Below are 17,829 nucleotides of genomic sequence, written 5' to 3' on the forward strand. Positions count from 1 at the left end.
CGCATGACCCTGAGAAGGGCCTGGCCGTTTTCAGTCATGTGCACACCTGCTTCCGATTCGAGCCTCTATCGGTGGAGACCTCACTAAGGAGACGAGCGAGCCGCGGAAAAAGTTCAATCGGTCTGAGCAAATTTCCTTACGCTTCATGACATGACCATTCTGCGGATGGACGAATGATTTTCGTGTCTCAAGAAATTGGCGACTACAAACGATTGCAGTATTCGTGGCACGGCAGCCTGCTCTGGATGGCACAGGAGCCCTCCATTCCTTAGCTCGCAGGACAATCTCCATCCGCCCTTGTCGTTTGTCGATCAATAACAAACGATTGTTCTATGTGACATCATGTCGATATGCACGATGTTCAACTTCACGTCGGAACCTTCACCCCGTCGCTGTTGATTCACCTGGCTCGGAACGCTGGGAGCCTCCGCCGCGCAGGCATTGATGTTCGAGAATCACTGGTCTCCTCGTCGCCTGCCCAGTTCCGGTCCCTCGAGGCCGGCGAGTTCGATCTTGTCGCCACCAGCCCGGACAACGTCCTGGCCTATCGCTTCCTGTCGCAAAACCCGCTCGGACGAAACCTTCCGGTCGAAATACTCGCCGCCGTCGACCGGGGTCTCGGACTTTCGCTCTGTCTTGCGCCGTCGGTCCGTGCCGTGGGGGAGGTTCGAGGCAAAGTCCTTAGTGTTGACGCGTCAAAATCGGGCTTTGCCTTCGTCGCCTACGCTCTTCTCGACAGGGCTGATCTGCATCCGGGCGACTACGCTGTCGAGGAGCTAGGTTCGACTCCACGGCGGGCATCTGCGCTGATCGACAATGGCTGCGCGGCTACTGTTCTCAACGCCGGAAACGAGTTGCGCGCCGAGGGCGCCGGCTGCACAATCCTTAGCTCGGTTGCCGATATCGGTCCGTACCTCGGGACAGTCATCGCGGGGATGGCGGTCGGCGACCCCGTGGTCGACGACACGCGGAGGCGATTCGTCGACCTGCTGCTTGAGACAGCGCGGGAGATCGTCGCGGGGGAGAGGGAAGCCGAAGTCATAGAGGCTGCCATGTCGTTGCTGAACCTCACCGAGACTGAAGCTCAGGCTCACTACGCATGCCTACTGGCTCCGACCACTGGGCTCATCCCAGACGGAATCGTGGATCGCGCCCCCATCTCCACTTTGCTCGACTTGCGGCGTAAGTACATGCCGACACTCGAACTCGACTCGATCGCGGACTCGCTCGCCACCATGGTCATCGATCGAGCGTTGGAACCACCTTCCGCTTCGAGTTGCGGCTAGAGCCTGAAACGACAATCGACACTGGTTCCAGGTCGCGAATTTCTCCTCAGGCCGACTTGCAGTGTTGCCTGCTGTCGCCCAGGTTCCGGGTGTGTTGTGGCTCGTGAGTCTCGTCGTCCGCTTGACAACAAAAGGGACAGGTGCAATCGTTATGCAAACGATTGCGGTCGAGAGTGGGCGGCTCACACCCAATGGCGCGGCGCATCCGGTCGAATGTGTGGCAGGCCCAGGATGAGAGCCCCCGGCAGGTTCAATAGAGAAAGGGATCGCATATGACAGATACCCAGAGCAGGTCCAGTGTCGGCTCGAGCAGAATCGATTCTCTGTTGCGCGACCGACCCATATGGGGGCCGTTCATTGGCGGTGAGTTCGTCGATGCCGACGGCGCTGACACGATCGAGGTGCTGGAGGCGGCGACCGGACGGCCGATGGCTCGGCTGGTCGTGGCGACCGACGAGATGGTCGACCGTGCCGTGACAGATTCGCGGCGCGCATACGACGAAACGTGGCGCCTGCTCTCTCCCAAGGAGCGCGGTGTACTCATGCGCCAGGTTGCGGCTCGCATACGCGAGCATGCCGAGGAACTCGGTGAACTTGTGGCGCGCGAAGTGGGCAAGCCGCTTCGGGACGCTCTCAGGGTCGACATCGTGTCCAGCCACTCGAGCTTCGACTACTACGCCGGAATCGCGGAGACGGTCCACGGCGAGATCGTCGATCAGGGTCCGACCGAGGCGCGCGTCGTCTACGAGCCCTACGGAGTCGTCGCCGCAATCCTTCCCTTCAACTGGCCGCCCATCCACTTCTCCAAGAAGTGCGCGCCTGCCCTCGCGGTCGGGAACACGGTTGTCATCAAACCGGGGGAACAGGCTCCGCTGACCGTTCTGCGACTGGTCGAGATCGCCAACGAAATCCTCCCGCCCGGCGTGCTCAATGCGGTCGGTGGCATCACGGCTGGCGCGGCCCTGGCCTCCCACCCTCGAGTGGAGCGCATCACCTTCACCGGAGCAACGGCCACGGGGCGCAAGGTCATGGAGAGCGCCGCCAAGAATCTCACCTTTGCCACGCTGGAGCTCGGTGGCAAGAACGCCCTGATGGTCCTCGACGACGCCAACCTCGATGACGCCGTCGCAATTGCGATCGAGGGCATGTTCTACAACCAGGGCGAAGCCTGCACGTCCACCCCGCGCATCCTCCTTCACTCATCGATCTACGACGAGTTCGCCCGCCGCTTCGTCGAGAAGACAGCGGAGCTGGTGGTCGGCGACCCGCTCTCCGCCTCAACCGACATCGGGCCTATGGTCGATGCGCGGCAGCAGCAGCGCGTGCAGGGATACGTGGAAACAGGCCTGGCAGAGGGCGCTCGACTGCTCTTCCGCGGTACGACGCCCGGTGATGCCGAGTTCGCTCAGGGCTTCTTCGTTGCCCCGCATGTCCTTGGCGACGTCACCCCGACTATGACCGTGGCCCAGGAGGAGATCTTCGGGCCGGTCGCCTGCCTGATGCGATTCGAGACCGATGACGAGGCTGTCGAAATCGCAAACGGCACCCAGTACGGACTCACCGCCGCGATCTGCACGAGCGACGAGGTTCGCGCGGGCCGGCTGGCGCGACGACTCGAAGTGGGCATGGTATTCGTTAACAACTACACTCGGCGAAGCTTCATCGGCACACCCTTCGGCGGCGTGAAAGGCAGCGGATACGGGCGCGAATACGGACCAGAGACCCTGCACGAGTTCGTCCGCGCCAAAACGGTCCGCTACCCCACTGGCAATGGGACGATCCCCGGTTGGCCGCCGCGAGGTTGAAGTCCCAGATCGGTGGCACACGGGCTCCCGCGGGTTTGGCCGTTCCTATTGACCCACCACCTCTTCGCTGAAAGCGAATACAACTTCAGCTTCGCACCGTCGGTGAAGAATGCCATGGACCCGCTAGCCGATTGGGATGGTCAGCTACAGCGGGGTTTCCGGGGGAACACGCGGGGTCACGGCGTTGCGTCCCGCGACCGGTGCGGTCGGTCTGGTGCAGACCTTAGCGAATGTCGAGCTGGCGTCGGTCGCTACCCAGATCGATGATGAGAGCGAGTTCGGGCCTACGGAGAAGAATGAGCACATCCTCGCTGCTCAGCTCAACGATCTGGTGGCGCTCGACGCTGCGCTGCGGCCGCTTCGTTCGTAATGGGGCTCACGCACTCTGTTATCCAGTTCGCTGTCGCCGAGCAGATCCTGATGCATCGACCTGATCGAGGCCACCTGGATCGGCTGAGCAGGTGCAGTCGGGGAACGTAGCTCTACGCTATGGCGTTGACATTACCGTCGCGGCTCCGATGCCGAGATCGTCGAGGATGACGCGTGCTGTATTGCGACCAGGGCGACCGGTAACCGATCCGCCGGGATGAGAAGTCGACCCGGTGAGGTATAGGCCGGGTATATCAGTGCGATAGTCGCGCCAGCCGCGGGTTACGGACCCGTCATCGAGGACGAACTCGCCCCCATGGCAAGACCCTGCGATGTTGGATAAATTGTGCGCCGCGAGCGACGTCGGAGACTCGATTCGCATGGCCAGAATGTCGTCGGGATCCAAGCCGTCCAAGTGCTCACGGGCGATGCCGAGCAAGCGGAGTGCATATGTCTCGGCGTCGGCTTCTGCCCACGGGGCGCCATTGATCAACTCGGGTGCGACTGTCAAGAATTTGAAGACGCCACCAGGAGCTCTGTTCGGATCGACGACGGTCGACGACACCATGAGCAACCACGGGTCAGTCGTTTCGAGCTCGCCGTCTAGCGCTGCCTCGACCTGCCGGCGAAGGCCCTCGGGTGTTCCAAGCCCTCCAGCGACCGCATGGAGTGGGCCCGAAGGTGTCCGGTAGCGGACGTCGGCACGCAGGGCGAAATGGACGGCGAAGGCTGAAAGACCTGGGCGCCAACGAGACGCCGCCTTGTCAACCATGGGTGAGGAGAAGCCGAGCAGCTTTGGTAACTCCTTGAGGTGGCTTGCAGTGGCGACGGCCCGACGAGCACGAAAGGTGCGACCCTCCTTGGTGCGGGCGCCAACGCACTTACCATCTTCGATTAGCAGCGAGTCGACCCAGGACGAGGTGAGTACCTGTCCGCCGTGAGCGACGATATGTGCCGCGAGCGCCTGGGGGAGTGCACCTGAGCCGCCGACCGGCGTCGTCCAGCCGAAAGCGATTCGGCCGGCCATCATGGCAGATGGCAATGCGCCTGTACCCGCGTGTAGGGGCGACTGCAGCGTCGCGAAGGCCATCCACATCATCGTCTGCCGGATGACGGGGTGCTCGAAGGTTGTCATGATGAAGTCCCAAGCCGTGCCGCTTCGCAGAGCCTCATACCGTTGGGAGGCCTCGTCGTCGGGCAAGGGAAGACCCGCCGAAAAGTGGGCGTGCGCGTAACTCAGTCCTGAACTCCAATCGGAGAGCATGGAACGCAATGCATCGGCATCGGTGGCGGACCAGCGCGCGAACTCGCGCACTGTGGCCTCAAGATCCGAGTGAATGAGGATGGCATCGCCGCCTTCGAGCGGAATCACCGTAGCCGGATCGGTCAGGATGTACTTGAGGCCGTAGCGCGATATGAGACCGAGCTCGTCCTCGCGAATCAGCGGATTCGATTGAATGACCACGTGCGCGCTTGAGCACGAATCGTGCAGCCAACCGGGGAGAGTGAGCTCTTCTGTGATCGTGTTCCCACCGATGACCTCGCGGCCCTCGAGCACGGTGACCGAAAGTCCGGCTTCGGCGAGATACGCGGCGCAAACGAGGGCATTGTGGCCACCTCCAATCACGACAACGTCGCTTACCGACTCGCTTAGTACAGACATTGGGGTTCCTTTCCCCGGCTGGATGCTGCTGTTGACTTACGAAATTTCACAATCGATTCCGAGATTGATCCGACGACTAGCTAGGCACCTGCCGCCCGCGCTGGGCATCGAGAGCGGAGGTCCGAAGATACCGGAGGATGATCCGTACCTCGTAAGCGCGGAGGCGGTTCGATCAGAGCCGTCACCAACTCACGGCAATGTACTGTGCCTCGGTATATTCCAGGATTCCTTCATGGCCGCCCTCGCGGCCTAGTCCACTCTGCTTGAACCCGCCAAATGGGGCTGCCGGGTCAGAAACCAGCCCGCGGTTGAGTCCGACCATGCCGGTTTCCAGGCGCTCGCTGATGGCAAGCCCTCGACTTAGGTCTGCGGTATAGACGTACGCGACGAGGCCGAACTCGGTGTTGTTCGCCAGGCGGACCGCGTCCTCGTCCGTCTCGAACGTAACTAGGGGTGCGATCGGCCCGAATATCTCCTCACGGAGGATCGGTGATGTCGAATCCACGCCGAAGAGGACGGTCGGCGGATAGAAGTATCCAGGGCCGGGTTCCGTCACGCCACCGGTCAGGACAGTGGCGCCGGCGTCAACGGCCTGATCGACGAGCCCGGCGACCTTGCTGCGCGCGTCTTGGTTGATCAGGGGACCGAGCTCGACGGCCTCGTCCAGGCCGGAGCCCATGCGGAGTCCGCTCATGCGCACGGTGAGTCGGCGTGAAAACTCCACTGCCACCGAAGTATGAACGTAGAACCTGTTCGCTGCCGTGCACGCCTCGCCTCCATTGCGCATCTTGGCGATCATCGCGCCATCGATGGCCGCATCCAGGTCGGCGTCGTCGAACACCAGGAACGGCGCGTTCCCGCCGAGCTCCATGGAGCAGTTGACGACTGTGCGCGCGGCCTCCGCGAGCAGGGTGCGCCCCACCTCGGTCGAGCCGGTGAACGACAGTTTGCGCACCGCCGGGTGGTCGAGCATGGCCGGGACAATTGCTCCGGAGCGCCGGGATGGGATGACGTTGACGACGCCGGAGGGAACGCCTGCCTCGGTCAGGATGGCACCGATTGCCAAAGCCGTCAGGGGGGTGTCGCTCGCCGGCTTGAGAATCACAGAGCAGCCCGCAGCCAGCGCGGGCGCAATCTTGCGTGCGGCCATCGCCGCGGGGAAGTTCCACGGAGTGATCAGCAGGCTCACGCCGATTGGTTGGTGGGTGACCAGGATGCGGTTCTGGCCGTTGGGCGATGTCTGGACGCTCCCGAGCAGTCGCACCGCCTCCTCCGAGTACCAGCGGAAGAACTCCGCCGCGTAGGCAATTTCACCGCGTGCGTCGGCCAGTGACTTGCCGTTCTCGATCACGATCAGTCGGGCGAGTTCGTCGGCGCGGCTGGTCATGATGTCGAAGGCGTGGCGAAGGATCTCGGCGCGGGCGCGGGGCGCGAAGGCTGACCAGCCGCGCAGCGCGAGTTCGGCCGTCTGCACGGCATCGATGGCGTCGTCCTCGGATGCGCTGGCGACACTGGCGAAGGATTGGCCCGTGGCTGGATTGATCACATCGAATCGTTCCCCGTTCGAGGCGGGGCGATTCTTGCCACCGATCAGCAGGTCATGTGAGAACCAGCCGGTCAGCGCGGTGAGGTCATGGGAATGGTTCGCCTGATGGATGGTCATGGGTGAGTCTCCTCGGGAGTCGATGCCGTTGTGATTCAGTACTCGTTGGCTATGAATAGTTTCTGAGCGGGGAACTTGGTGAGAACATGAACCCCTGTATCGGTGACGACGATTTCCTCTTCGATTCGAGCCGCGGAGGATCCGTCGGAAGCCGGACAATAAGTTTCGAGGGCGAAGACCATTCCCGCCTTGATTTCGATCGGATTGTCGAGGCTGTTGAGCCTTGAGATGATCGGTCGTTCGTGCAGGCCTAGGCCGAGTCCGTGTCCGAATTGAAGTCCGAAGGCTGCCAGTTCGTTTGCGTACCCGAAATCGGTGGCCTTTGGCCAGACCTTGGCGATCTCATCGGTTCCGACGCCAGCGTGCACAGTCTCGATGGCCGCGTCCATCCATTCCCGCGCTCGGGTGTAGGCGTCGTGCTGACTGCTCGTGGCGCTGCCCACCGCGAAGGTGCGGTAGTAGCAGGTGCGATAGCCATTGAACGAATGGATGATATCGAAGAATGCCTGGTCGCCCGGTCGGATGATGCGATCGGTGAAGTTATGCGGGTGTGGGTTGCAGCGGTCTCCGGAGATCGCGTTCACCGCTTCAACCTGGTCTGAGCCCAACTCATAGAGCCGTTTGTTGGCCAGTGCGACGATCTCGTTCTCCCGAATACCGGGTTTCAGTGCATCGGCGATGTCCTGGTAGACCCCGTCGACCATCGCCGCGGCCTGGTTGAGCAGCATGATTTCGTCGATCGACTTGATCTGCCGCGCGTCAAGCATGTACTGCTGGGCATCGACCACCTTCAGCCCTTGGCGCTGCATCTCGAATAGGAAGGGCGGCTCCACGATGTCGACGCCCACTGGGGCATCCGCTACCCCGGCTTCCGTGAGGAGCGCCTTGATTTCCCGAACAGCCGATTCCATGAGGCCTGCCGATGGTGCGACTGCGCCGCGCAATCCCAACATCCCCGGCCGGTTGTTCTCCGGTTTCAGCCACGGGGAGAACAGCTGGTGGTGCTTCACCGCCGACCCGAAATCCCACAGCATTGGATCGCCGTTGCGGGTCAGCAATGCGTACCTCGTCATCTTGTCGCCGAGTGCACCGCCGATCCAGGTCTGGGTTGTGTAGCGGATGTTGTAGAAGTCGAATAGCAGGAATGCGCCACATTCGCTGGAGTCGAGTGAGGCTTTCGCGCGGTCAAGGCGATAGTCGCGCAGGCGATCGAAGTCGACACGCGCCTCATAGTCGACCGACATGTGACCCGGCGCGTGGAGTGGGCCCATCTCAGCCATTGGTCGCAACCTCCAGGCCGCTCAGAACCACGGCATTCTCGGAGGTCAGGGTGACCCCGGCTCTTCTGGCTTGCTCGAGCAGGAGGACGCCGAAATCTTCGCTGAGATACCCAGCGCCCATGGCGGAGGCGACGATCTGTGCCGTAGCTGCGGCAATGGGCATCGGCACCGCGAGCTCGTGCGCGGCGGCGAGGCCCAGATCGAAGTCCTTGCTCAATAGAGGCATCGTGAAGGTTGGGGTGAAGTCCAAATTGACGAATGCGGGCGTTTTGTAACGGGTGAAGGTTGAGCCCATCACCGAGTCGTTGAGAAACTCCAGAAAGGCCTCGCGGCTGACGCCGCCGCGCTCGGCCAGCACGGTGATTTCGGCCAGCGCCTGGGTAACGACCCCGAGGAATACGTTGTGGGCAATCTTGACCAGTCGGGCGACTTCGCCCTCACCGACCCAGGTCACCCCCCGACCGAGTGCTGAAAGGATGGGTTCGACCTCATCGAAGGTCTCGCGCGGACCTGAAACGGCGACGGTCAGCTTTCCGGAAGCGATCACCGCCGGGTTGCCGCTGACGGGCGAGGCGAGGAACTGGCTGCCGCGATCGTCGGCGAGCCTGCGAATCAAAGCGGATGTCTCGCTCGAGACGGTCGAGGAGTCGACGATGATCCGCGGCGCAGCTCGACTCGCCGTCAACAGCCCTCCTTTGCCGATCGTGACCTCTTCGAGGTCTTTCGGCGCGGAGACCATGATGAATACCACGTCGCGATTTGCGAGATCGACCGGCTTGTCGACAATTGTTGCTCCCTTTGCAGCGAGTGGCTCTGCTTTTGTCCTTGTGCGGTTGTAGGCGGCCACGTCATAGCCGGCATCCAGCAGCCTGGTTGCGAGGGCAAACCCCATGCGCCCCGTGCCGATCCAACCGATCGTTGGTGAGGTCGTACCTGTCATCTGTTCGTCTCCTCGCTGAATTTGCACCACAATCGATTGCATTATCGCGCCATTATTCATTGATTGCGCAATAGAGTCAACCCCGGGGCTCATCGCCGGCCCGCCCCCGCACCCGGCTGCTATCGTTCTCCCATGCATAAACGCGTGACGCTTGCGGATGTTGCACAGCTCGCGGGAGTGCACCCGGGGACGGTCTCGCGTGCACTGAACGAAAAAACCGAGAGCCAAGTTAACCAAGCCACCGCCAGACGCGTGCGCCGGGTGGCCAAACAGTTGGGCTACACGCCTAACGCGGTCGCTAGAGGTCTTAGAACGCGGTTGTCGATGACGATCGGGGTGATAATCCCCGATCTAACGAACCCGATTTTCCCGCCTATTGTGCGCGGCATCGACAGTTACCTCGCACCTCGCGGGTACTCGGCTCTAGTAGTCAACACCGATGGCAGCAATACCGCCGAGCGAACGCTCTTCGAATCGCTGATGGAGCGCCAGGTCGACGGCTTCATCGTTGCTACGGGGCACAGCCAGCACCAACTCATGGCAGAAGCGCACTCCCGCGGAGTGCATGCCGTAATGGTCAACCGCGATGCGAACGGCGTCCCGTACTCTTCCGTGATTGGCGACGACGCCCAAGGGATCAGGGCGGCCGTGGAGCACCTGGTGAAGCTCGGGCACACGAAGATCGTCCATCTCGCCGGTCCAGTTGGCTTTTCCACCAGCCACATCCGTGCGAGCGCATTTGTTGCTGCGTGCAAGGAGTATGACGTTCCTGGGCGCGTTTTCGACACTCCCGCGTACAGTATCGAGGCCGGTCAGGAAGCGCTGGATGCCCTCCTGGATTCCCAGTTGGACCCAGCAACGGCCATCGTGGCAAGCAATGATCTGCTTGCGCTCGGTGCTTATCACTCGCTCCGTTCGCATGGCTTGCGATGCCCGGAGGATGTCTCTGTGGTCGGCTTCAACGACATGCCATTCGCGGGTGACTTCCAGCCACCGATGACCACGGTCCGAGCGCCTCATTTCGAAATGGGCGTCGAGTCCGCGCGCCTGCTTCTCAGTGAAATCGCTGGCTCGTTGTCCGGTGCGGTGATGGTGACTCTGCCTGTTTCGCTGGTCATTCGCGGTTCTACGGCAGCCGCTCCTCACTGAGCCGGCCGTTTTGGCGAAGGTCTTGACAAGGCCATTGCTCGAGTGCAATGGTGTTGCAAACGATTGCGATTCTTCCGAATCCCTTCGTGGGCTGACCCGCACTTCCCCCTGTCAGCCCGGTCGGTTTTGACCTCTTAGGAGCAATGATGCAACTACGAACTCGCAAACGTTTCTCGGCCAGGCAACGGTGGCTTTCTGCGCTGGGGGTGGCCACCGTCGCCACCGTCGCGATGGCTGGCTGTTCCGCCGGGTCGAGTAAGACCTCGGCATCCGCTGGCCCGCTAAAGATCGGTATTTCGCTTTCGCTCACCGGCGATTTTGCCGATCCGGGCAAGGCGGCGCAACGCGGCTACGACCTCTGGGCACAGGAGGTGAACAAGCAGGGCGGTGTTCTCGGGCGCAAGGTCCAGCTGAAGGTCGTCAACGACGCCTCCAGTCCCGACCAGGTCGTGACCAATTACCAGAACCTCATCACTCAGGACAAGGTCGACATTGTGTTCGGCCCCTTCTCCAGCCTGTTGACGATTCCGGCGTCACGCGTGGCAAAGCGCTACGGCTACTCATTCATCGAGCCTGCAGGAGGCGGTCCTAAGGTCTTCGAGCAGAAACTCGACAACCTATTCTTCGTGCAGCCCGCCGAATCGACCAAGAGCGGCAACGTATTCGTCGACTACATCCTCTCTCTGCCAGCGGACCAGAGGCCAAAGACTGCTGCCTACGCGAAGCTTGATGATCCCTTTGCTGCGCCGATCGCCGACAACATCAAGACGAAGTTCGAGGCGGCCGGCATCAAGACGGTCTACGACCAGACCTACCCATCCGAATCCGCCGACCTCACTCCGATAGTTTCCGGCTACGCCGCGGCCAATCCCGACGTTGTCGTTGCGGGCACGCAGTCCTCCGATGCCTTCGCCCAGGTCAAGGCCATGATCCAGCTGAAATTCAACCCGAAGTGGCTCTTCATGTCGAACGGTGCGAACTCACCGACCGAGTTCCCCGACAAGGTGGGCGCAAAGAACACCGCGGGCGTGTTCACCACCGGCGACTGGTATCCAGGGTCGACCGTGGCCGGCAGTAAGGAGTTCATCGCCGCATACACGGCGAAGTTCGGTGGTGACGCGAACGGCATCGATAGCACCTCGGCCGAGGCATACTCCGCCGGAATGCTCGTGGAGCAGGTCGCGAAGAAGACAGGCAAGGTAGACAACGCGACCATCATCAAGACCCTGCACAGCGGCTCCTGGTCGACACTCGTCGGTGAACTGAGCTGGGGTGCCAATGGGGCGCCCAAGGGGGAGTACCTGTTGACCCAATGGATTGACGACAAACTGACCACGGTGTTCCCGAAGAGCAGCGCCCAGCACGCGCCCGTCGCTCCGAAGCCCAACTGGGCCGGCTAGGACTGGGGGACGAGTTCCGTGCATTCACTGATTCAAGCGATCATCCTAGGAATACTGACCGGCGGGGTCTACGCCCTCATGGCCAGTGGCCAAACACTCATCTTCGGAATAATGAAGGTCATCAACGTGGCGCAGGGCGCCTTCGTAGTCCTGTCCGCCTACCTGACTTACAGCCTGTTCACCCTCACGGGGATCGACCCGTTCGTCTCGATCCTGATCACAACCCCGCTCATGTTTGTCATAGGCGCCCTCATACAGTGGACGCTCCTGCGTCCGCTGCGAACGGAGGATGCCGCCGAACTCTCATTGCTGGTCACCTTCGCAGTCGCCCTCGGTCTCGAAGGTCTTCTCGCACTCGTGTACAACACGACCTTCCGATCGATTCAGCCGGGCTATGAGAACTTCAGTTGGACGGTGATGGGATTCCAGGTCAACATGGTTCGATTCTTCGCGTTCCTGTTGTCGTTGGTGATGCTCGTGGCCCTGTACCTGGTGCTGCAACGCACCAAGTTCGGGCGAGCGATCCGTGCGACAGTGCAGAACCCCATGTCTGCGCAGTTGCTCGGAGTCAACTCCAAGAGGGTTGCAGCATTCGGGTTTGGGCTTGGTGCAGCGACTGCGGCCGCGGGGGGAGCCGTCTTCGGACTCATCTCGCCCTTCAGCCCCGGCAGCCACTACGACCTGATTGGCATACTTCTGACGATCGTGGTTCTCGGTGGCCTCGGTAGCATTGGCGGATCGGTGATCGCAGCGCTCGTGATGGGAGTGGGATCGGCCGTGGTTGCGGCACTGGTCTCGCCAATCTGGTCGGGCTTCAGCTTCTTTATCGTGTTGCTCCTGGTGCTCCTGTTCAGACCTCGCGGGCTCTTCGGCGCTCGGGTGCGGGGTGCACTGTGAGCCGCGCTGGATTGATTCGCGCCGTCGTGTTCTTCGGAGTGCTTCTCGCGTTGCCAATGGGTATCGGGGCGCAGTGGGTACTGAATCTGTTCATTTTCACCGTGATGTATGCGGCGCTCGCGAGCTCCTGGAACCTGATCGGCGGTTACGCCGGTTATCCCTCCCTCGGACACGCGGCATTCTTCGGAATTGGTGCGTATGCGGTCGCCGTTATTTTCGAGAAGAGTGTCGGTGATGGCTACACACCTTTCTGGATCCTGCCGATAATCGGTGTGGCGGCGGCGTTGCTCAGCATCCCGATCGGCTGGGTAGCCATGCGCACCCGCGCAGATGTCTTCGCGATAGTCACGCTCGCCGTGCTCTTCATCGCCCAGACTCTCGCGTTCAACCTTCGTTCGGTCACCGGTGGCGCGCAGGGCAAAGGCGTCGCGGTTCCACCATTCGCCGTCGACACCTACAGTTGGCCTTTCTATTACGCCATGCTGATTCTGTTGGCTCTGGCGATGGGGGTTTCGTTCTACTTCCGCCGCTCGAAGGTCGGCCTGTCTCTTTCGGCGGTGCGCGCAGACGAAGACAAGGCGCACGGTGTCGGGGTGCGAGTGACCGGCGTCAAGCTGATCGCCTTCGCCGTCAGCGTGGGCATTACTGCGATGATCGGGGGAGTGTGGGCCTACTACGTCGGGTTCATCTACCCGCAGTTCGCGGTTGACCCGCTTATCACGATCGGCATGGTGCTGATGACCTTCCTCGGTGGAAGGGCAACGCTGTGGGGCCCGGTAATCGGTGCGTTCGTCCTCGTGCCCGCGCAGCAGTTCTTCGCCTACCAGTTCGGTGCGAGCCAATTCTATCTTCTGGCCTACGCCGCGATCTTCCTGATCATCATGCTCGTGTTGCCACGCGGGATCCTGCCGACCATTACCGATCGCCTTCGCAACCGGCGCAAGTCACGGCTGTCGACATCTCCATCGCCGGCAGATTCGTCCGTCGAAACCGAGCAACAGAAACCGCCTTCGGCACCACTAATCGAGGAAGTGCAGGACGCGACGCGATGACCGCACTATTGGAAGTCAACGGTCTGACCAAGCGTTTTGGCGGGGTCACCGCGGTAGACAACTGTTCTTTCACCGTCGCACCTGGCACCATCACGGCCCTCATCGGACCGAACGGATCGGGCAAGACGACCGTCTTCAACATGATCACCGGATATCTGAAGCCGGACGAAGGAGGCATCAGTTTTGACGGCCAGGTCATAGAGAAGCCGAGTCCCGCGGGGCTGTATCGCGAAGGACTCTCGCGCACCTTCCAGCAGGCGAGGATCTTCCCGGAACTGTCGGTGCAAGAGAATCTCGTGGTCGCTGCCGGGTACTCATGGCGGGGACTCTTCGGGGCGAGGGTATCGAAAGCTGACCGGGTGCGGGCGGGCGAAATGCTCGAAGAGTTTCGGCTCTCCGGGCTTGCCGACCTCCCGGCCGCCGACCTGTCCTACGGTCAGCGCAAGCTCCTCGAATTCGCCGCGGTGCTGATGAGTCGGCCAAAGCTCGTCCTCCTCGATGAACCCACCGCCGGGGTCAACCCGGTCATGATCGACACCATGGAGCGGCACGTGCGAGCTCGACACAAGGAAGGCGTCACCTTCCTCATCGTCGAGCACGACATGCAATTGGTCATGCGCCTCTGCGATCCCGTGATCGTTCTCGATCGCGGCGCGACGATTGCCATGGGCACACCAGCCGATGTTCAGATCAACCCCCTTGTCCTCGACGCATACCTCGGTGACTGAGTTGGACGGAATGCACACTATGACACTCAATTTAAACTCACAGCAGGCAAGCGGCGACCCTGCCGCAACGACCATTCTTGCTCTCACCGGGGTGACGGCGGGCTACGGTGCCGGACTCATCCTCAAAGGGGTCGAGCTCACGGTTGGCACCGGTCACATCGTCTGTCTGATCGGGCCGAATGGCGCGGGAAAATCGACCGTGCTCAAAACCATCAGCGGACTTCTGCACCCCAAGAGCGGTCAGGTGTTGCTGCGGGGCGAGGACATCAGTCGCCTCTCGTCCAGGGAACGGCTGAACCGCGGTGTGGTTCACGTTCCCCAGGACCGGAGTCTCTTTCCCTCGATGTCGGTGTGGGAGAACGTGCTGATGGGTGCCTTCATCCTTTCCAACCAGGCGCTCATTCGTGAGCGAATGGAGAGGGTTGCCGAACTATTCCCGATTGTTACCCAGCGGCGCAGCGCTGCCGCCGGGTCTCTCTCCGGTGGTGAGCAGAAACAGGTCGAGCTCGCTCGGTCCCTGATGCTCGACCCTGCCCTTATCCTGCTGGACGAGCCGTCTATAGGGCTCGATCCGAAGGCTCGTAAGTCGGTTTTCGCGAGTATCACGGCGCTCGCGGAAGATGGTCGCACCGTGCTCCTCGTGGAGCAGAACGCTCGGTCGGGATTGGCGGTGTCTCACCGCGCTGCAGTGCTCGAGGCCGGTCGAGTCGCACTGACGGGCACTGGGGAGGAGTTGCTGAACGACCCGGAGGTGGCTCGGCTCTACCTCGGAGCGAGCGCCCGCGGCACGATGTCTGCGGCGGTCACCGCATCACAAAAGGCAGCAGAAGCCTGACCGGCCAAAGAGCGAGGACTTACTCGAACATTTTCGGATGCCGAGCTAATTCCAGGCGTGTTCGACGGATGTGTCCGTAAAGCAGGGGCTCAGCGTCGTCGATGTCGCTCCGGGCGATCGCCCCGATCAGCAGGTGATGCCCGTAGTGGGCGGTGGCCGTGCTTCTAGCGGGTTCGGCATCACCAGTCGAAGGACAAGGATGCCCGCAGCCAGACCGCATAAGGACATTCCCCTTCGGAGCGCGGGTTCGCAGCTCTCTGGCTCGCACAATTATCACCAGGTCGCCCTCGGGCGGCCCCGAGTGATGAATCGTTTCATGAGACGGGACGGTCCGTGCGCGGCTCGTAGCGCTGCAGCGACACCGACCGCGTGATGACGGCCCGCAACGCCTCGAGGCTGCCCGACACGAGCCGCGCCGCCCTTGCCTGCACGAGCACGTTGCCGAGGGCCGTCGCCTCGACCGGCCCGGCGATGACGGGCAAGCCGCTGCGGTCGGCTGTCAGCTGGCAAAGTAGGGCATTCTGAGATCCGCCGCCCACGATGTGGATGACCCTCACGCTCTTGCCCGACAGCTCTGCGGCGGTGCGCACGGCTCGCGCGAACGCCTCCGCCAGGCTCTCGTTGATCGCGCGCACGAACTCCGCCGGCGTGTGGGGCACCGGCTGGCCGGCCTCGACGCAACACTGGGCGATGCGCGCCGGCATGTCGCCCGGTGCGAGCAGGCGGGCGTCGTTGGCGTCGAACACCGAACCGCTCGGCAGAGCCGCAGCCGCCCCGATCAGTGCGGGCAGGTCGACGGTGTGTCCCTCTCGCTCCCAGGTGCGAATGCTCTCGGATTGCAGCCAGAGTCCTGTGATGTTCCGCAAGAACCGGATGCGACCGTCGAGTCCGCTCTCGTTCGTGAAGTTGGCGACGCGGGCCGCCTCGCTGAGGACGGGCTTCTCCAACTCGACCCCGGCGAGCGCCCAGGTGCCGCACGAGACGTAGGCGTACTCGTCGTCGAGGGCGGGGACACCGACGACGGCGGAGGCGGTGTCATGCGACCCGACTGCGACCACCGGAATCTGGGCACCGATCTCGGCCTGCACGGTCGGCAGCAGGGGACCGAGGGTCGATCCGGGATCGACGAGCCGCGGGAACAGGCTGGCCGGGAAGCCGAGGCGGTCGGCGAGCTCGGTCGACCATTCCCGAGTGCGCACGTCGAACAGCCCGGTCGTCGAGGCGTTGGTGCGTTCGGCGACGGACACGCCACTCAGCCAGTACCCGATGAGATCCGGAATCAGCAGGGCTGTGTCGCCGCCCTGGAACCGGTCGGCGAGCCGGTCGGCGGTGAGCTGGTAGACGGTATTGATTGGCATGAACTGCAGCCCGCTTACGGCGAACAGCTCCTCCCGCGAGACGAGTTCGTGGGTCGCCCGCACCCCCTCGGCGGTGCGCTCGTCGCGGTGCGAGTACGGGTTGCCGAGCAGAGCGCCTCCGCGCAGGAGCCCGTAGTCGAGGCCCCAGGAGTCCACCCCGATGCTGCGCAGATCGGGTTGGTCGATGGCGGCTTTGCGCAGGCCGAGCAGGATCGAGCGGAACAGCTCGAGCAGGTTCCAGTGCAGCCCGTCTGTGGTGCCCTCCCAGGTGCGCACGGGGTTGTTCATGAATCGCTCGACGACATCGAGGTGCACGGTGTTGTCGTCGAGGCGCCCGACCACGACACGTCCGCTGGTTGCGCCGAGGTCGATCGCGGCGACATATCCGCTGGTCATGGCCGGGTCAGCGCAGGAACGCGGCGGCGACGCCGGAGTCGACTGGGATGTGCAGGCCGGTCGTGCGGCTGAGCTCGGGGCCGGTGAGCACCCACACGGCGTCGGCGACGTTCTCTGGAACCACTTCCCGCTTCAGGATCGTGCGATTGGCGTAGTACTGGCCGAGGTCTTCTTCCTTGACCCCGTAGGTCTTGGCACGATTGGCACCCCAGCCCGACGCGAAGATGCCGGAGCCCCGCACGACGCCGTCGGGGTTGATGCCGTTGACGCGGATGCCGTAGGCGCCGAGCTCGGCCGCCAGCAGACGGACCTGGTGCGACTGGTCGGCCTTGGTGGCCGAATACGCGATGTTGTCCGGACCGGCGAAGATCGAGTTCTTCGAGGAGATGTAGACGATGTCGCCACCCATGCCTTGTTCGATGAGCGGGGTCGCCGCGGCCTGCGAGACCAGGAACGATCCCTTGGACATCACGTCGTGCAGCAGATCCCATTCCGCCTCGGTGGTCTGCAGCAACGAGCGGGCGATCGAAAGGCCGGCGTTGTTCACGACGAGATCCAGGCCGCCGAAGGCCAGCAGCGCCGCATCGACCGCGGCTTTCACCGCTCCCGCGTCGGACACGTCGACAGCGACGCCGATGGCCACGTCCGCGGAGCCGAGCTCCGCCGCCGCGGCCTGGGCCTTCCTCAGATCGAGGTCCGCAACGACGACGCAGGCGCCATCGGCCGCGAGCCGCGTGGCGATGGCCTTGCCGATGCCCGACGCCGCGCCGGTCACGAGGGCGATCCGGCCCTGGTGGCTCTTGGGCTTGGGCATCCGCTGCAGCTTCGCCTCCTCGAGCGCCCAGTACTCGATGCGGAACTTCTCTACGTCGGAGATCGGGCGGTATGTGGAGAGCGCCTCGGCGCCGCGCATGACGTTGATGGCGTTGAGGTAGAACTCCCCGGCCACCCGAGCGGTCTGCTTTGTAGCGCCGTAGCTGAACATTCCGACCCCGGGGACGAGCACGA

Annotated in this window: 14 protein-coding genes and 1 pseudogene; 9 read left to right on the forward strand and 6 right to left on the reverse strand. The window is 62.7% G+C overall.

Going from position 1 to position 17,829, the window contains the following annotated elements:
- Positions 1-350 precede the first annotated feature (350 nt).
- The 3 genes from JWQ24_RS28370 (at position 351) to JWQ24_RS28380 (ending at position 3,461) form a co-directional block, all read left to right on the forward strand.
- Complete coding sequence (locus tag JWQ24_RS28370) at positions 351-1,286, forward strand: hypothetical protein (RefSeq protein WP_299815899.1); 936 nt, start codon at positions 351-353, stop codon at positions 1,284-1,286.
- A 272-nt stretch (positions 1,287-1,558) separates the two neighbouring features.
- Positions 1,559-3,091 carry an aldehyde dehydrogenase family protein gene (locus JWQ24_RS28375; RefSeq protein WP_299815902.1) on the forward strand — a complete coding sequence of 511 codons (1,533 nt, stop codon included), beginning with the start codon at positions 1,559-1,561 and terminating at the stop codon, positions 3,089-3,091.
- Positions 3,092-3,227: 136 nt separating this feature from the next.
- Positions 3,228-3,461 (forward strand): hypothetical protein, encoded by a 234-nt coding sequence (locus JWQ24_RS28380; protein WP_299815904.1) that lies wholly within the window; start codon positions 3,228-3,230, stop codon positions 3,459-3,461.
- Between the two features lie 117 nt (positions 3,462-3,578).
- Here the strand turns inward: JWQ24_RS28380 and JWQ24_RS28385 are convergent, their stop codons facing one another.
- The 4 genes and pseudogenes from JWQ24_RS28385 to JWQ24_RS28400 form a co-directional block, all read right to left on the reverse strand.
- Complete coding sequence (locus tag JWQ24_RS28385; RefSeq protein ID WP_299815907.1) at positions 3,579-5,123, reverse strand: NAD(P)/FAD-dependent oxidoreductase; 1,545 nt, start codon at positions 5,121-5,123, stop codon at positions 3,579-3,581.
- 181 nt (positions 5,124-5,304) lie between these two features.
- Positions 5,305-6,786 (reverse strand): NAD-dependent succinate-semialdehyde dehydrogenase, encoded by a 1,482-nt coding sequence (locus JWQ24_RS28390; RefSeq protein ID WP_299815910.1) that lies wholly within the window; start codon positions 6,784-6,786, stop codon positions 5,305-5,307.
- A 35-nt stretch (positions 6,787-6,821) separates the two neighbouring features.
- A pseudogene (locus tag JWQ24_RS28395) lies at positions 6,822-8,036 on the reverse strand (Xaa-Pro peptidase family protein); the annotation flags it as partial.
- A 22-nt stretch (positions 8,037-8,058) separates the two neighbouring features.
- Entirely contained in the window at positions 8,059-9,144 is a 1,086-nt protein-coding gene (locus JWQ24_RS28400; protein WP_366521476.1) for an NAD(P)-dependent oxidoreductase, read from the reverse strand.
- Here JWQ24_RS28400 and JWQ24_RS28405 point away from each other — a divergent pair.
- From JWQ24_RS28405 to JWQ24_RS28430, 6 genes are all read left to right on the forward strand, one after another.
- Positions 9,139-10,155, forward strand: coding sequence for a LacI family DNA-binding transcriptional regulator (locus tag JWQ24_RS28405; protein WP_299815915.1), 1,017 nt, complete (start codon positions 9,139-9,141; stop codon positions 10,153-10,155). The two genes, JWQ24_RS28400 and JWQ24_RS28405, sit on opposite strands and share 6 nt — an antisense overlap.
- A gap of 146 nt (positions 10,156-10,301) precedes the next feature.
- On the forward strand, positions 10,302-11,555 hold the full coding sequence (locus tag JWQ24_RS28410; protein WP_299815918.1) for an amino acid ABC transporter substrate-binding protein: 1,254 nt from the start codon (positions 10,302-10,304) through the stop codon (positions 11,553-11,555).
- An 18-nt stretch (positions 11,556-11,573) separates the two neighbouring features.
- Positions 11,574-12,452 (forward strand): branched-chain amino acid ABC transporter permease, encoded by an 879-nt coding sequence (locus JWQ24_RS28415; protein WP_299815922.1) that lies wholly within the window; start codon positions 11,574-11,576, stop codon positions 12,450-12,452.
- Positions 12,449-13,504 carry a branched-chain amino acid ABC transporter permease gene (locus tag JWQ24_RS28420; RefSeq protein WP_299815925.1) on the forward strand — a complete coding sequence of 352 codons (1,056 nt, stop codon included), beginning with the start codon at positions 12,449-12,451 and terminating at the stop codon, positions 13,502-13,504. The genes JWQ24_RS28415 and JWQ24_RS28420 overlap by 4 nt, the downstream gene beginning before the upstream one ends.
- Complete coding sequence (locus JWQ24_RS28425; protein WP_299815928.1) at positions 13,501-14,232, forward strand: ABC transporter ATP-binding protein; 732 nt, start codon at positions 13,501-13,503, stop codon at positions 14,230-14,232. Before JWQ24_RS28420 ends, JWQ24_RS28425 begins: the two co-directional genes overlap by 4 nt.
- Before the next feature lie 19 nt (positions 14,233-14,251).
- Positions 14,252-15,067: an ABC transporter ATP-binding protein gene (locus JWQ24_RS28430; RefSeq protein ID WP_299815931.1), complete on the forward strand. Its 816-nt coding sequence runs from the start codon at positions 14,252-14,254 to the stop codon at positions 15,065-15,067.
- A gap of 314 nt (positions 15,068-15,381) precedes the next feature.
- On the opposite strand, the gene JWQ24_RS28435 is transcribed toward JWQ24_RS28430, so the two are convergent.
- Both JWQ24_RS28435 and JWQ24_RS28440 read right to left on the reverse strand, forming a co-directional pair.
- A complete protein-coding gene (locus JWQ24_RS28435) occupies positions 15,382-16,821 on the reverse strand; it encodes a rhamnulokinase family protein (RefSeq protein WP_299815934.1) in 1,440 nt (479 codons plus the stop codon).
- A 7-nt stretch (positions 16,822-16,828) separates the two neighbouring features.
- The coding region (locus JWQ24_RS28440; RefSeq protein WP_299815937.1) for an SDR family oxidoreductase at positions 16,829-17,829 on the reverse strand (1,001 nt) is incomplete at its 5' end.

The sequence above is a fragment of the Tardiphaga sp. genome, assembly GCF_028290495.1.
In the GTDB taxonomy this organism is placed as follows: domain Bacteria; phylum Pseudomonadota; class Alphaproteobacteria; order Rhizobiales; family Xanthobacteraceae; genus Tardiphaga.

What these genes read in the sequence shown, in the direction of transcription:
- JWQ24_RS28425 (WP_299815928.1), top strand. Translation starts at nt 13,501, where the DNA reads ATGACCGCACTATTGGAAGTCAACGGTCTGACCAAGCGTTTTGGCGGG.
- JWQ24_RS28410 (WP_299815918.1), top strand. Translation starts at nt 10,302, where the DNA reads ATGCAACTACGAACTCGCAAACGTTTCTCGGCCAGGCAACGGTGGCTT.
- JWQ24_RS28405 (WP_299815915.1), top strand. Translation starts at nt 9,139, where the DNA reads ATGCATAAACGCGTGACGCTTGCGGATGTTGCACAGCTCGCGGGAGTG.
- JWQ24_RS28400 (WP_366521476.1), bottom strand. Translation starts at nt 9,144, where the DNA reads ATGCATGGGAGAACGATAGCAGCCGGGTGCGGGGGCGGGCCGGCGATG.
- JWQ24_RS28430 (WP_299815931.1), top strand. Translation starts at nt 14,252, where the DNA reads ATGACACTCAATTTAAACTCACAGCAGGCAAGCGGCGACCCTGCCGCA.
- JWQ24_RS28390 (WP_299815910.1), bottom strand. Translation starts at nt 6,786, where the DNA reads ATGACCATCCATCAGGCGAACCATTCCCATGACCTCACCGCGCTGACC.
- JWQ24_RS28385 (WP_299815907.1), bottom strand. Translation starts at nt 5,123, where the DNA reads ATGTCTGTACTAAGCGAGTCGGTAAGCGACGTTGTCGTGATTGGAGGT.
- JWQ24_RS28380 (WP_299815904.1), top strand. Translation starts at nt 3,228, where the DNA reads ATGGTCAGCTACAGCGGGGTTTCCGGGGGAACACGCGGGGTCACGGCG.
- JWQ24_RS28370 (WP_299815899.1), top strand. Translation starts at nt 351, where the DNA reads ATGCACGATGTTCAACTTCACGTCGGAACCTTCACCCCGTCGCTGTTG.
- JWQ24_RS28375 (WP_299815902.1), top strand. Translation starts at nt 1,559, where the DNA reads ATGACAGATACCCAGAGCAGGTCCAGTGTCGGCTCGAGCAGAATCGAT.
- JWQ24_RS28435 (WP_299815934.1), bottom strand. Translation starts at nt 16,821, where the DNA reads ATGACCAGCGGATATGTCGCCGCGATCGACCTCGGCGCAACCAGCGGA.